This is a genomic window from Bradyrhizobium sp. (assembly GCF_035309285.1).
Classification (GTDB): Bacteria; Pseudomonadota; Alphaproteobacteria; order Rhizobiales; family Xanthobacteraceae; genus Bradyrhizobium.
Window position 1 is genome coordinate 39,406 of sequence record NZ_DATGFH010000135.1, and the last position, 14,652, is coordinate 54,057.

The following is a 14,652-nucleotide window of genomic DNA, read 5'->3' on the forward strand; positions in this document are numbered from 1 at the left end:
TTGACACTACCCCTGACATCTACTCACCCGGTTGCAGCGAAGGTCCGGGTGTATGAGGTGCCGCCCCGCCCCGAAGACGTTGGCTCCATAGGCGAAACCTGTCCAGATACAAATAGATCACAGGTGTGGAATAAAGCGTCAGGGCTTGACTGAGGATCAGGCCGCCGACGATGGCAATGCCCAGCGGCTGGCGCAATTCGGCGCCTTCGCCGAGCCCCAGCGCCAGCGGCAACGCGCCCAGCATCGCGGCCATCGTCGTCATCATGATCGGGCGGAAGCGGAGCAGGCAGGCTTCGCGAATCGCATCGAGCGGGCTCAAGCCGCGCTGCCGTTCGGCGTCCAGCGCGAAATCGATCATCATGATCGCGTTCTTCTTGACGATGCCGATCAGCAGGATGACGCCGATCAGCGCCATGATCGAAAATTCTGTCTTGAATGCCATCAGCGCGAGCAGCGCGCCGACACCAGCCGACGGCAGCGTGGAGAGAATGGTCAGCGGATGGATGTAGCTCTCATAGAGCACGCCGAGCACGATGTAGATGGTGATGAGCGCGGCGAGAATCAGGAAGGGCTGATTGGCGAGCGAATCCTGGAACACCTTGGCGGTGCCCTGGAACGTGCCGCGAATCGTAGCGGGGACCCCAAGCCGGTTCATGGTGGCTTCGATGGTTCTGACCGCATCGCTCAGGGAGACGCCGGGCGGCAGGTTGAACGAGATGGTGGTGGCGACCAGCAGGCCCTGGTGATTGACCCCGAGCGGGGTCGCACCCTGGCCGAAATGCGCCACCGCCGACAGCGGGATCATCGTTTCCTGTCTTGTCGAGACCGCCGAGCCGGTCGACGCCACGCCCTTGCCGGTCGCGCCGATCGAGTTGGTCGCGAGATTTCTCGCAGCCTGGGCGTTGGCTGCGGCTGCCGCCGTCGACGTCGCGGACGACACCACCGTGCCCGCCACGGCATTGGTCCCCTGCGAGCCGCCGACCGAGCCGCCCGAGGTCGAAACATAGACGTCCTTCAGCGTTTCCGGGCTCTGCCAGAAGCGCGGCGCCACCTCCATGACGACGTGATACTGGTTGCGCGCGACATAGATGGTCGAGACCTGGCGCTGGCCGAACGCGTCATAGAGCGTGTTGTCGATCTGGCTCACGGTGACGCCAAGCCTTGCTGCGGCGTTGCGGTCGATGATGACCTGGGACTCGAGCCCCTTGTTCTGCTGGTCGCTGTTGACGTCGGCCAGATTCTTCTCGTGCTGCAGCGCGGCCGCGATCTTCGGCGACCATTCGTTCGGCTCTGCAAACGAGGAGCCCTCGAGCGTGTACTGGTACTGCGCGTTGCTGGCGCGGCCGCCGACGCGGATGTCCTGCACCGCCTGCAGGAACAACGTTGCGCCCGGCACGACCGCCATCGCCCGCCTGAGTCGCGCGATCACGCCGTCGGCGCTGATATGCCGCTCGCTGACCGGCACCAGCGACATGAACATGAAGCCGGAATTGGTCTGGCCGCCGCCGGTGAAGCCGACCACGGTCTCGACCGCCGGGTCCTTCTTGATGATGCTCACGAACTGCGCGAGCTTCTTCTGCATCAACTGAAACGAGATGCTCTGGTCGGCCTGGATGATGCCGATGACCCTTCCCGTGTCCTGCTGCGGGAAGAAGCCCTTCGGGACCACGCCATAAAGATAGAAATTGAGACCTACGACCGTCGCGAGCACCAGCATGATGAAGCGCGGATGATCGAGCGCGACCGTCAGCGTGCGCCGGTAGAAATCGAGCATCGCCTCGAAGAAGCGCTCGCTCACCCGATACAGCCGGCCATGCTCGCCGGCTTCGTGGCGGAGCATCATGGCGCACATCATCGGCGTCGTCGTCAGCGAGATCGCCAGCGAAAGCACGATCGAGATCGAGATCACCATCGCGAATTCGCGAAACAGGCGACCGATGATGCCGCCCATCAGGAGGATCGGAATGAAGACCGCGATCAGCGAGACGCTCATCGAGAGCACGGTGAAGCCGACCTCGTTGGCGCCCTTGAGCGCCGCGTTCAGCGGCGACATCCCCTCCTCGATGTAGCGGGTGACGTTCTCCAGCACGACGATGGCGTCGTCGACGACGAAGCCGGTCGCGACCGTCAGCGCCATCAGCGACAGGTTATCGAGGCTGTAGCCGATCAGATACATCACGCCGAAGGTCGCGACCAGCGACACCGAGACCGCGACCACCGGGATGATAGTCGCACGCAAATTCCGCAAGAAGGCGAACACGACGAGGATCACGAGCAGCACGGCAAACACCAGCGTCCGCTCGACGTCGCGCAGCGAGGTGCGGATGGTGGAGGAGCGGTCGACGCCGACGCCGATGTCGATGGCGGGCGAGATCGAGGCGCGCAAGCTCGGCACCAGCGCTCGCACCGCATCGACCGTCGAGATGATGTTGGCGCCGGGCTGCCGGTACAGGATGATGAGCACCGCCGGCTTGCCGTTGGCAAGGCCCGCGTTGCGCAGGCTCTCCACGCCGTCGGTGACCTCGCCGACGTCGGAGAGATGCACCGCGGCGCCGTTCCGGTAGGCGACGATCAGGGATTTGTAGTCGTCGGCCTTGGTGGCCTGGTCGTTGGCGTAGATCTGGTAGCGGTTGTCGCCGACATCGATGCCGCCTTTCGGGCTGTGCGCATTGGCGCTGGCGAGCGCCGCGCGAACGTCCTCAAGCCCGATGCCGTATTTGAACAACGCCTGCGGCAACAGGTCGACGCGCACGGCGGGCAGCGAGCTGCCGCCGACGACGACCTCGCCGACGCCTTCGACCTGGGAGAGCTTTTGCGCGAGCACGGTGGAGGCGGCGTCATAGAGGTCGCCGCGGTTCGCAGTGTCGGAGGTGAGCGTGAGGATCAGGATCGGCGCATCGGCCGGATTGACCTTCTTGTAGGTCGGGTTGGTGCGCAGGCTGGACGGCAGGTCGGCGCGCGCAGCGTTGATGGCGGCCTGCACGTCGCGCGCCGCGCCATTGATGTCGCGGTTGAGCCCGAACTGCAGCGTGATGCGGGTCGAGCCGACCGTGGAGGAGGAGGTCATCTCGGTGACGTCGGCGATCTGGCCGAGGTGCTTCTCGAGGGGGCTCGCCACCGTGGTCGCGACGTCCTCCGGGCTCGCACCCGGCAGGACCGCCCGCACCGAGATCGTGGGGAAATCGACCTGCGGCAGCGGCGAAACCGGCAGCTTGAAGAATGCCACGACGCCGGCCGCCGCCAGGCCAAAGGTCAAAAGCGTGGTTGCGACCGGCCGGCGCATGAAGGGTGTCGACGGCTGCATCGCTTCACGGCCCGGCTTGGTGCGCGCTCGCGGGCCGGCCCGCAAAGCGGACGGCAAGGCGATCGAACCAGAGATAGATCACGGGCGTGGTGAACAGCGTCAGCATCTGGCTGACGAGCAGGCCGCCGACGATGGAAATGCCGAGCGGGTGGCGCAATTCCGAACCCGCGCCGGTGCCGACCATGAGCGGCAGCGCGCCGAGGACCGCGGCCATCGTGGTCATGATGATCGGGCGGAAGCGCAACAGGCAGGCCTGGTAGATCGCCTCGCGCGGGGGCTTGCCCTCGTTGCGTTCGGCATCGAGCGCGAAATCGATCATCATGATCGCGTTCTTCTTCACGATTCCGATCAGCAGGATGATGCCGATGATGGCGACGATGGTGAGGTCCTGGCGAGCCGCCATCAGCGCCAGCAGCGCGCCGATGCCGGCCGACGGCAGCGTCGAGAGGATGGTGACGGGGTGGATGAAGCTCTCGTAGAGCACGCCGAGCACGATGTAGACCGTGACGATCGCGGCCATGATCAGGAAGAGCTGGTTCGACAGCGACGACTGGAAGGCCAGCGCCGCGCCCTGGAAGCTCGTGATCACGCCAAGCGGCTGGCCGATGTCGGTCTGCGCCCGCTTGATTGCAGTGACCGCTTCTCCGAGCGAGACACCGGGCGCAAGGTTGAACGAGACGGTGGCGGAGGGGAACTGGCCGAGATGGGAAACCTGCAGCGGCGCGGTCTCCTCACGGAACTTGGCGAGCACCGAGAGCGGCACCGGCGCCGAGCCGACGGAAGAGGGCAAATAGATATCCGACAACGACTGCAGCGAGTTCTGCAGGGTCGGATCAGCCTCGAGGATCACGCGATACTGGTTGGAGTTGGTGAAGATGGTCGAGACGATGCGCTGGCCGTAGGAATCGTAAAGCGCGTTGTCGATAGTGGCCGGCGTGATGCCGAAGCGCGCGGCCTGGTCGCGGTTGATCTCGACAAAGACGGACAACCCCTGCGCCGAGATATCGGTGGCGACATCTTCGAACTGGGGCAGGCTGCGGAGCTTGTCGACGAGCTTCGGGGTCCATTCGGCAAGCTGCACCGGATCGGCATCCTGCAGGATGAACTGGTACTGCGTCTTGGAGACGGTGCCCTCGATGGTCAGGTCCTGCACCGGCTGCATGTAGAGCGTGATGCCGGTGAGCTGCGAGGTTGCCTCCTTGAGGCGGCGCATGATGGTCGAGATGTCGGACTTGCGCTCATCATGCGGCTTCAGGTTGATCAGGATGCGACCAGAGTTCAGCGTGGTGTTGGTGCCGTCAACGCCGATGAAAGAGGAGAGGCTATCGACCTCGGGGTCCTTCAGGATGACGCTTGCGAGCTTTTGCTGCCGCTCCGCCATCGCGGCATAGGAGACCGACTGCGGCGCTTCCGAGATCGCCTGGATCACGCCGGAGTCCTGCAGCGGGAAGAAGCCCTTGGGGATCGCGGCGTAGAGGTAGGCGGTGAGCCCAAACGTCGCGAGCGCGATCAACAGTACGAAGGTCTGGCGGTCGAGCACCCAGTTCAGCATGTGCCCGTAGATTTCGATGACCTTGTCGAAGCCGACGCGGCTCAAGCGCTGGAACGTGTTCTCGTGCGCCTCGCCCTCGGCCCTCAGGAGCTTGGCGCAGGCCATCGGCACCAGCGTCAGCGACACCACCGCCGAGATCAGGATCGTCACCGCCAGTGTGATCGCGAATTCCCGGAACAGGCGGCCGACCACGTCGCCCATGAACAGGAGCGGGATCAAGACCGCGATCAGGGAGACGGTGAGCGAGATGATGGTGAAGCCGATTTGCTCGGAGCCTTTCAGCGCGGCTTCCAGCGGCGAATCGCCTTCCTCGATGTAGCGCGAGATGTTCTCGATCACGACGATGGCGTCGTCGACGACGAAGCCGGTCGCGATCGTGAGCGCCATCAGCGACAGGTTGTTCAGGCTGAAGCCGAACAGGTACATTGCTCCCAGCGTGCCGACCAGCGACAGCGGCACCGACAGGCTCGGGATCAGCGTGGCGCGCGTCGAGCGCAGGAACACGAAGATCACGAGCACGACCAGGACCACCGCGAGCGACAATTCATATTCGACATCGCGCACGGAAGCGCGAATCGTCACCGTGCGGTCGGTCAGGATCGCGAGATCGATGGCAGCCGGCAGCGTCGCCTGCAGTTGCGGCAGGATTGCCTTGATGCCATCGACGACCGAGATCACATTGGCGCCTGGCTGGCGCTGGATGTTCAGAATGATCGCCGGCGTCTCGTTCATCCAGGCCCCGAGCTTGTCGTTCTGGGAGCCGTCGACGACCTCGCCGACGTCAGAGAGGCGGACCGGCGAGCCGTTCTTGTAGGCGACGATCAGCGAGGAATAATCCGACGCGTTGCGGATCTGGTCGTTGGCGTTGATGGTGTAGGCGCGCATGCCGCCGTCGAAATTGCCTTTGGGCGTATTGACGTTGGCATTGGAAAGCGTGGTGCGGAGATCGTCGATGTTGAGCCCGTAGGCGGCGAGCTTGCGGATGTCGGCGCGGATGCGCACGGCCGGCCGCTGGCCGCCGGAGAGGCTGACAAGGCCGACGCCGGGAAGCTGCGAGATCTTCTGCGCCAGCCGGGCGTCGACGAAGTCCTCGACCTGCGTCAACTCCATGGTCTTCGAGGTGAGGCCAAGGGTCAGGATCGGCGCGTCCGCCGGGTTGACCTTGGCGTAGATCGGCGGCGCCGGCAGGTCGGAGGGCAACAGATTGCCCGCGGCGTTGATCGCGGCCTGCACCTCCTGCTCGGCGATATCGAGCGAGATGTTGAGGGAAAATTGTAGCGTGATGACCGAGGCGCCGGCCGAGCTCACCGAGCTCATCTGGTTCAGATTCGGCATCTGGCCGAACTGCACTTCCAGCGGCGCCGTCACCGAGGACGTCATCACATCCGGGCTCGCGCCGGGATAGAAGGTCTGCACCTGGATCGTCGGGTAATCCACTTCCGGAAGCGCCGCCACGGGGAGGAAGCGGAACGCAAGCCCGCCCGCCAGCATGATGGCGATCATCAGGAGCGTGGTTGCTACCGGCCTTAGGATAAATGGCCGTGACGGGTTCATTGCTTCGGCTCGCCTTGCTTCGGCTCGCTCTGCTTTGACTCGGCTGGCTTGGCGTCGCCGCCCGAACTCCGCTTCTTCTGCCCGCCACCCGCCTTGTCGCCGCCATTTGTGCCGGCGGCGTTGACGCCACCCTTGACGCCATCCTTGGCATTGGCCGGAGCATTGTTGGCATCGCCTTCGGCGCGCACGATCACCTTCGCGCCCTCGCGCAGCTTGTCGGCGCCGTCGATGACGACGCGGTCGCCCGGCTCGAGGCCCGACAGCACCTCGACGCGATCGCCGTCGGTGACGCCGAGCTTCACCGGCCGCACGCTCACCGTACTGTCGGCGTTGACGAGATAGACGAAGGTGCCGGGCACGCCGCGCTGAATACCCGCGGTCGACATCGTCACCACGTCCTTGTGGGTGTCGACCAACAGGCGGACGTTGACGAACTGGTTGGGATAGAGCGTCCTTGTGTCATTCGGGAACTGCGCGCGCAGCTTGATGGTGCCCGTGGTCGGGTCGATCTGGCTGTCGAAGGTCGTCAGCACGCCGTCGGCGAGCTTGTTGGCGCCGGCACGGTCGAGTGCGGTGACGGGAAGCTGGGCGCCGGATTGCAGGCGTTTTGAGATCGCCTGCAGATTGTCTTCCGGTACGGTGAACAGCACGCTGATCGGCTGGATCTGTGTGATCACGACGAGCCCGTTCGCATCGCCCGGCGTCACATAGTTCCCTTGGTCGATTTGGCGCAGGCCGACGCGGCCGTCGATCGGGGACACGATCTTGGTGAAAGCCAGATTGACCTCGGCCGCCTTCACCAGTGCGCGGTCGGCTTCCACCGTGCCCTGGTCCTGCGCCACCAGCGCAGTCTGCGTATCGAGCTGCTGGTGCGGGACAGCGTTTTGCGCGGCAAGGCCCTGATAGCGCGCAAGATCCACCTGCGCGCCCTTCAGTAGCGCTTCGTCGCGCGCGAGCTGGCCACGCTGCTGGGCGAGGGCCGCCTCATAGGGCCGCGGATCGATCTCGGCCAGCAGATCGCCCTTCTTGACCTCGTCGCCTTCCTTGAAGACGACCTTGATCAAATAGCCCGAGATCTGGGTGCGGACGGTGACGGTGGCAAGCGAGGTCACCGTGCCGAGCGCATTGAGGTTGATGCCGACGTCGCCCTTACCGACCGTCTCCGGAACGATCGACATCGGCGCGCCGCCGCCCCGTTTGCCACCGGGATTCGGCTGTGGGGAACCCTGGTGACGGGTCCACCACACGATGCCGGCCACCAGTGACAGCACGATCAGCGAGGCCACGACCACGCGACCGCCCGACCGCGGCTTGGTCGGCGAGCGATCATACGAGGGCACCTTGGCCGGTGGCTTTAGCGGCTGGTCCATGGAGCTGATGTCACCCAAGGCTTGGAGTGGGAGATCGGGTTACCGCAGTTTACCCCGTTGGCAACACCAGTAACATTCCCAAGGGCGATATTTTGGACCGCCGTGTTCAGCTTTGTCGCATTAATAATCGGAAATATGCCGTCTCGAAATGATTTGAAGTGATTTGAAGTGTTGCTTTCTTGCCTGGCTTCCGGGGCGAATCCTACAGGTGGATGACGCCGCGCCGCGCCGCGTGCGCGACCGCATCGGTACGGCCGGTGGCATCGAGCTTGTCCAGGATCGAACCGACGTGGAATTTGGCGGTGTGGACGGATATTCCAAGCTGCCTCGCAATGGCCTTGTTGGATGCGCCCTCGGCCATCAGCGCCAGCACGTCGAGCTCGCGCGGGGTCAGTTCGACCTCCGGCGGTTCCCGTGCGCCCGCCGCCATCCGTGTCACGATTGCGAGATCGGCGGCTTGTCCCGGGGCGGCGAGGGTGAGACCGGCCACGCCGCCAAGCAGCAGCACGAGCCGGTCCGCCAGCACGGGATCGTCGATCTCGATCGCAACCGAGATTGTTGGCGAAGCGTCTTCGCTCACCGCTCCGGCCTTTCGCCGATCGTGAGCTTGAAACTCACGGGCTCGCCGCCGCGCCGCGCCGCAACGTCCACCGCGGAACCGATGCTGTCGGGGCCCAGCGAGCGCAGCAGCGATCGTACCCCGGTCAGCCGTTCGTTATTCCAGGCGACGATCACGTCGCCCTGTTTGATGCCGGCGGCGGCCGATGGACCGGCGCCGTCGACGCTCATCACCATGGCGCCGACGCCGTCGTCGAGCTTGACCGGCTGCAGGCCGAGGCCGAGATAGCCACGCGCGACTCGCCCATGGGTCTCGAGCCTGGCCGCAACGCGTTCGATCGTCGCCGATGGGATCACGAGCACGCGCCGCGGTCCCAGCACGGCCATGCCGAATATTTCGCCCGATGCGTTGAGCGCAAGGCCGCCCTCGTGGCGGTGCCGCAGCGTGACGTCGAGCTCGATTCTGGCGTCGATATCGCCGCCGCGAAGACTGCGCCAGCGTTCGCCGACCAGAGAAACCGCGCCGAGTGCAACGGTCGGATTGCCGTTCTCGGCGGCAACGACAGAAGCCAGCCCACCGAGCGCCGGCACGCGGGACGTCAGTGCCACCGGGGTGAGGCCCGCGCTGTCGAACCGAAGAAGTGCGACATCAGTCGTGTGATCGCGGCCGGCGATGGTGGCGGGGCGGCTCGTTCCGTCGGCGAGCTTGATTGCGACATCGCCTTCCTCGGCGAGCGCCTCGTCGGCGGTCACCACAAGGCCGGCCTTCCAGACGAAGCCCGAGGCGCGCGAGCGCCGCGAATGTACCGACACGATCGAGGGCCGCACTTTTGCGACGGCGCCTTCCAGGGCGGCAGACAGCGAAGAGAGGATACTGGTTGTTGGGTCGGACATGGGAAACTCCAATTAGGTTGGGCCTAATCTGGAATTTCGCAAGACCTTGCGAAACTGCCCGCATGGGCGGTCCGGCACCGGCTTGCCCCTCACGCGTCACCCTTGCGACGTGCGTTTGCTTCTCATCCCGCGACAGCGAGCCGACCGCCATATTTGGCGCGAAGCTCGGTCTTGAGCAGCTTGCCGGTCGCGGTGTGTGGCAGCGACTCCACGAAGATCACGTCGTCCGGCATCCACCATTTGGCAATCCGCGTCGAGAGGAATTCCAGGATCGATTCCTTGGTCGGATTTGTGCCGGGCTTGGGCTGCACCAACAGCAGCGGCCGCTCCTGCCAGGTGGGATGCGGAATTGCGATGACGGCCGCCTCGAACACGTCGGGATGCGAGACGGCGAGATTTTCGATCTCTATCGAGGAGATCCACTCGCCGCCGGACTTGATGACGTCCTTCAGGCGGTCGGTCAGTTGCACATAGCCGTCGGGATTGATGGTCGCGACGTCGCCGGTGCCGAACCAGCCGTCGTCGGCGACGACCTTGCCGCCTTCGCCCTTGAAGTAACCCGATATCACCCAGTTGCCTCGCACCTTGAGCTGGCCGACCGTCTTGCCGTCGCATGGCAGAGGCTGACCATCTTCGCCAGCCACGCGCAGTTCGACGCCGAAAATCTGACGCCCCTGCTTGATCTGCATGTCGACGATCTCGTCCGGCGTCGCGCCGTCGTGCTTGCCGAGCGGCGAGCCGAGCGTGACGATCGGGCTCGTTTCGGTCATGCCCCAGGCATGCAGCAGGAACACACCGAGCAGATCGCGGAATTTCTCGATGGTCGCGCGCGGCGCCGCGGTGCCACCCGAGAAGACGAGCTTCAGCTTCAGTTTCGAGAGATCGAGCCTTGCACGATTGTTTTCCACGTAGGCGAGGAAGTTGAGCCAGATGGTCGGAATACCGCCGGCCTTGGTGCAGCCCTCCTGTTCAAGCAGCATGTAGATGCTTTCCGGATCGAGCTTTGGCCCGGGCAGGACCAGCTTGGCGCCGCACATGGCCGCCGAGAACGGCAAGCTCCAGGCATTGGCGTGGAACAAGGGCACGACCACCAGGATCGAATCCTTGGCCGACAGCCCAAGCCCGTCGACCGCGCAGGCGGCGAAGGCGTGCAGCACCGTCGAGCGGTGGCTGTAGAGGACGCCTTTGGGATTACCTGTTGTGCCGGAGGTGTAGCAGAGCGTGCAGGCGGTGTTCTCGTCGAGCTGCGGCCAGGCGTAGTCCGGCGCGGCCTGCGCGAGAAGCGTCTCGTAACACAGGAGACGGTCGACCTTGACGGAGGGCATGTCCTTCTCGTCACACAGCGCGACCCAGCCGCGCACCAGCGGCAGATGTGGCGCGAGTTGCTCGACCAGCGCGGTGAAATCTGGATCGAAGAAGATATAGCCGTTCTCGGCATGATTGATGATGTAGACGAGCTGCTCGGCGAACAGGCGCGGATTGACGGTATGCAGCACGCGGCCGGAGCAGGTCACGCCATAATAGATTTCAAGATGACGCCACGAATTCCAGGCGAGCGTCGCCACGCGGTCGCCGAGCCCGACGCCGAGTGCGCCAAGCGCATTGGCGACGCGCTTGGCGCGCGAGGCGATCTGTCCGTAATTGGACCGGTGCATGACGCCCTTCGGATCGCGCGAGACGATCTCGGTTTCCGCGTGCCAGGTCGCGACATAGTCCACCAGGTCCGAGATCAAGAGCGGCCGGTTTTGCATGAGTCCAAGCATGGTTCCTCCCTTTTCAAGCGATTCCTCGGTCGGCCGGCGTCCTGTTGTTCTTGTTGTACTGAACGCTTCGCAATGTCGGTGGCATTAAGCCTTAGGCGGCCGATCCGAGTCCAGCCTGTATGCGCGACATCGCCCGGTATCCCGGCGCCGTCTCGATGCCGCCGGTTGATGATCCCTCCGGCAGTTGCGTAGAGTCGCTACTTTTCCGGCGCGCCAGCGCGGAAGCATATTGTGCTCGGTGAGGTCCATCAGGCAGCCCAGCGCGTCATCGGGTTGCCAGATCTCATCCAGGACAGGCGAGGCGCTTTCGATCAACAACGCGTGTGCAGCGGCATTCGCTTTCTTGACAGCGCATCGCCGCGCGGCTCCGATTACGCCCGCGGGTCGGGAATGTATCGATGCATCGCGAAGCTCAGGGAGTCAGTCGGCGTGATCTGCTGTCGCTGATCGGGACCGTGGCGGGCAGCGCGGCGATGTATCACGCAATGACGAGCCTCGGCCTCGCCGCGGAGTCGCGCTACCAGGGGCCGATCAAGCTCGAAGGCGATCCGAAGGGCGCGTCCGTCCTGATCCTCGGCGCGGGGCTTGCCGGCATGACCGCGGCGCTGGAGCTACGCAAGGCGGGCTATCGGGTCCGGATCCTGGAGTTCAACAAGCGGCCCGGTGGCCGCAACTGGACCATCCGCGGCGGCGACACCTACACCGAGCTCGGCGGCGCCACGCAAGACTGCGACTTCCAGCCGGGGCTCTACCTCAATCCCGGTCCGTGGCGCATTCCCTATCATCACCGCGCGCTGCTCGACTATTGCAAGCGGTTCAACGTCGTGCTCGAACCCTTCATCCAGCTCAACCACAATGCCTATCTGCATTCCGTGCGCGCCTTCGGCGGCGCGCCGCAGCGCATCCGCACGGTGAAGGCCGATTTTGCGGGAGGTGTATCGGAGCTGCTTGCCAAGGTTACCCAGCAGGGCAAGCTCGACGAGGCCGTGAGCAAGGAGGATCAGGAGCTTCTGCTCGAGGCGTTGCGCTCCTGGGGCGCGCTCGATCGCGACTATCACTACAATGCCAATCTCGCTTCCGCGTCGGTGCGGGGCTATGCCGCTGCTCCCGGCGGCGGGCTTTCCGCCACGCCCGTGCCGAGCGATCCGGTGGCGCTGTCCGATATCCTGAAGTCGCGGCTTTGGGGTTATTTGCGGAATTTCGCCAGCTACAATTTCCAGACCACGATGTTTCAGCCGATCGGCGGCATGGATGCGATCGGCAAGGGCTTTGCGAGAGAGCTCGGCGACGTGATCCGATACAACGCCCGGGTCACGAAGATCGAGCAGAGCGATCATGGCGTCACCGTCAGCTATGTCGACGCGGCAACGCCGTCGATCCCGACCATTGTGACCGCCGACTGGTGCGTCTGCACCATTCCGCTCTCGATTTTGAGCCAGCTGGCGATCGATGTGGGGCCCGCGATGCGAGCTGCGATCAACGCCGTTCCCTATGCGGGCGCGGTCAAGATCGGCCTGCAGTTCAAGCGCCGCTTCTGGGAGGAAGATGACGGCATCTATGGCGGCATCAGCTATACGGACTTGCCGATCCGCCAGATCGCCTATCCCAACTCCGGCTTCAACCGCGCCGGCCGCGGCGTGCTGCTCGGGGCCTATCTGTTCGACGGCGCCAATTCCTACGAGTTCACCGCGATGGCTCCGCAAGAGCGGGTCGCGCACGCGGTCGAGTTCGGCGCGGCGCTGCATCCGCAATACAAGAGCGAGTTCGAGAACGGCTTCTCGGTCGCCTGGCACCGCGTGCCGTTCGCGCTCGGCTGCAGCGGCGACTGGTCGGACGAGGCGCGGCGACAGCATTATGCCAATCTCTGCCAGATCGACGGGCGTATCGTGCTCGCCGGCGAGCATGCCTCCGCGTTGCCGGCCTGGCAGGAGGGCGCGATCCTGTCCGCGCTCGATGCGATCACAAGGCTGCATCAGCGCGTGGTGAAGACGTGATGATGGTCCGCGTACGCAACTATGCGGTGGCTGGCCTTGCGGCGTCGCTCGCGCTGGTCGCGCATGCGGCCGTGGCGCAGGAGGGGCATCGCACCTTCAGCTCGGGCTACCGCTTCGTCGAAATGAGCGGCGAGGAGATTTACGACAATGTCTGCCGCGGATGTCACATGGCGGACGGCAAGGGCGCGACCGGCGCCGGCTCCTATCCGTCGCTCGCTACCAATCCGAATTTGGAGCAGGCCGGCTATCCCGTCACGCTCATCATCCACGGCCGTCGCGCGATGCCGCCGTTCGGCGACATGATGAACGATGCCCAGATTGCGGCCGTGGTGAACTATCTGCGGACGCACTTCGGCAACAACTACAGCGACGTCGTGACCGAGCAGGAGGTGAGCGAGGCGCGGCAGTGAGAAGAATCTTTCGGGAGGCATCATGAAGAACACGAATAACGCGTCGTCGCTTCTCTCAACCGGGCTGTGGGCGCTGCTCGCGTTGTCCGGTCAAGCCATCGCCGACGATCTGACGCCGAACCAGCAGCTGGCCCACGACATCTATAAGGAGCTCGTCGAAATCGACACGACGACCGCGACCGGCGACACCAAGCGGGCGGCGGAAGCGATGGCGTCGCGGCTCAAGGCGGCGGGCTTCGCCGATGAAGATGTCCACGTGCTGTCGCCGGCGCCACACAAGGGCAATCTGGTGGCGCGGCTGCATGGCACCGGCAAGCGCAAGCCGATCCTGCTGGTGGCGCACCTCGACGTGGTGCCGGCGCTTCGGGCGGACTGGTCGGTCGATCCGTTCAAGTTGACTGAACAGGACGGCTATTTCTACGGGCGCGGCTCGAGCGACGACAAGTACATGGGCGCGTCCTTCATCACCAACCTGATCCGTTACAAGCAGGAAGGCTACAAGCCCGACCGCGACATCATCGTCGCGATGGAGACGGACGAGGAGATATTCGATCATAACGGACTTGGCATTCAGTGGTTGCTCGCCAACCACCGCGATCTGATCGACGCCGAATTTGCGCTGAACGAGGGCGGCGGCGTCTACGTGAAGGACGGCAAGGCCATCCGCGTCAATATCCAGACCAGCGAGAAGGTGCCGGTGACGTTCCAGCTCGACGTCAGGAACCCGGGCGGACACTCCTCGGTGCCGCGCCCGGACAATGCGATCTATCATCTGGCGCAGGGCCTGGTGCAGCTGTCGAAATTCGAATTCCCGCTGCACCTGAACGACACAACGCGAGCCTGGTTTGCACGGAGTGCGCAGTTTTTCAGCCAGCAGACCGCGTCCGACATCCGCTCGATGCTTTCGGACAAACCTGACGCGTTGGCCGTGGCGCGGCTGTCGGCCATTCCGGTATTTAACGCAGAGCTCCGCACCACCTGTGTCGCGACCATGCTGCAGGGCGGCCACGCTGCCAACGCGCTGCCGCAACTGGCTTCGGCCAAGGTCAATTGCCGGATCATCCCCGGCGAGCCGGCGGCAGAGGTGAAGGCTACGCTCATCAAGGTGCTGGCCGACGAGGCTGGGCAAGAACTCGGCATTTCCGGCAATTGATGTACGATTCGGTTTATGACGAATCACACATTCAAGAGCGGCGAGAGCCGGGACCAGGTCTGCCTGCTTCCTGCGCGGATAGAAGACTATGTCGGCCCCG

At 64.4% G+C, this 14,652-nt stretch carries 9 protein-coding genes; 3 read left to right on the plus strand and 6 right to left on the minus strand.

What is annotated here, in order from left to right; translation table 11 throughout:
- Positions 1 to 19: 19 nt before the first annotated feature.
- From VKR55_RS25605 to VKR55_RS25630, 6 genes are all read right to left on the minus strand, one after another.
- Positions 20 to 3,304: an efflux RND transporter permease subunit gene (locus VKR55_RS25605; protein ID WP_324407748.1), complete on the minus strand. Its 3,285-nt coding sequence runs from the start codon at positions 3,302 to 3,304 to the stop codon at positions 20 to 22.
- A 4-nt stretch (positions 3,305 to 3,308) separates the two neighbouring features.
- Positions 3,309 to 6,410: an MdtB/MuxB family multidrug efflux RND transporter permease subunit gene (locus VKR55_RS25610; RefSeq protein ID WP_324407750.1), complete on the minus strand. Its 3,102-nt coding sequence runs from the start codon at positions 6,408 to 6,410 to the stop codon at positions 3,309 to 3,311.
- Positions 6,407 to 7,780 (minus strand): MdtA/MuxA family multidrug efflux RND transporter periplasmic adaptor subunit, encoded by a 1,374-nt coding sequence (locus tag VKR55_RS25615; protein WP_324407752.1) that lies wholly within the window; start codon positions 7,778 to 7,780, stop codon positions 6,407 to 6,409. The genes VKR55_RS25610 and VKR55_RS25615 overlap by 4 nt, the downstream gene beginning before the upstream one ends.
- Positions 7,781 to 7,982: 202 nt before the next feature.
- Positions 7,983 to 8,360, minus strand: coding sequence for a response regulator transcription factor (locus VKR55_RS25620; RefSeq protein ID WP_324407754.1), 378 nt, complete (start codon positions 8,358 to 8,360; stop codon positions 7,983 to 7,985).
- Positions 8,357 to 9,232: a S1C family serine protease gene (locus VKR55_RS25625; protein WP_324407756.1), complete on the minus strand. Its 876-nt coding sequence runs from the start codon at positions 9,230 to 9,232 to the stop codon at positions 8,357 to 8,359. Before VKR55_RS25625 ends, VKR55_RS25620 begins: the two co-directional genes overlap by 4 nt.
- Before the next feature lie 122 nt (positions 9,233 to 9,354).
- A complete protein-coding gene (locus VKR55_RS25630) occupies positions 9,355 to 10,995 on the minus strand; it encodes a long-chain fatty acid--CoA ligase (RefSeq protein WP_324407758.1) in 1,641 nt (546 codons plus the stop codon).
- Positions 10,996 to 11,393: 398 nt separating this feature from the next.
- Between VKR55_RS25630 and VKR55_RS25635 the strand changes: the two genes are divergently transcribed.
- The 3 genes from VKR55_RS25635 to VKR55_RS25645 are packed head-to-tail and all read left to right on the plus strand — an operon-like array spanning position 11,394 to position 14,552.
- Positions 11,394 to 12,989, plus strand: coding sequence for an NAD(P)/FAD-dependent oxidoreductase (locus VKR55_RS25635; protein WP_324407759.1), 1,596 nt, complete (start codon positions 11,394 to 11,396; stop codon positions 12,987 to 12,989).
- A complete protein-coding gene (locus VKR55_RS25640) occupies positions 12,989 to 13,399 on the plus strand; it encodes a c-type cytochrome (RefSeq protein ID WP_324407760.1) in 411 nt (136 codons plus the stop codon). Before VKR55_RS25635 ends, VKR55_RS25640 begins: the two co-directional genes overlap by 1 nt.
- A 22-nt stretch (positions 13,400 to 13,421) precedes the next feature.
- Positions 13,422 to 14,552: a M20/M25/M40 family metallo-hydrolase gene (locus VKR55_RS25645; RefSeq protein ID WP_324407762.1), complete on the plus strand. Its 1,131-nt coding sequence runs from the start codon at positions 13,422 to 13,424 to the stop codon at positions 14,550 to 14,552.
- Positions 14,553 to 14,652: the final 100 nt, after the last annotated feature.

Coding starts and splice junctions, on each gene's coding strand:
- VKR55_RS25605 (WP_324407748.1), bottom strand. CDS start 3,304: ATGCAGCCGTCGACACCCTTCATGCGCCGGCCGGTCGCAACCACGCTT.
- VKR55_RS25610 (WP_324407750.1), bottom strand. CDS start 6,410: ATGAACCCGTCACGGCCATTTATCCTAAGGCCGGTAGCAACCACGCTC.
- VKR55_RS25630 (WP_324407758.1), bottom strand. CDS start 10,995: ATGCTTGGACTCATGCAAAACCGGCCGCTCTTGATCTCGGACCTGGTG.
- VKR55_RS25625 (WP_324407756.1), bottom strand. CDS start 9,232: ATGTCCGACCCAACAACCAGTATCCTCTCTTCGCTGTCTGCCGCCCTG.
- VKR55_RS25615 (WP_324407752.1), bottom strand. CDS start 7,780: ATGGACCAGCCGCTAAAGCCACCGGCCAAGGTGCCCTCGTATGATCGC.
- VKR55_RS25645 (WP_324407762.1), top strand. CDS start 13,422: ATGAAGAACACGAATAACGCGTCGTCGCTTCTCTCAACCGGGCTGTGG.
- VKR55_RS25640 (WP_324407760.1), top strand. CDS start 12,989: ATGATGGTCCGCGTACGCAACTATGCGGTGGCTGGCCTTGCGGCGTCG.
- VKR55_RS25635 (WP_324407759.1), top strand. CDS start 11,394: ATGCATCGCGAAGCTCAGGGAGTCAGTCGGCGTGATCTGCTGTCGCTG.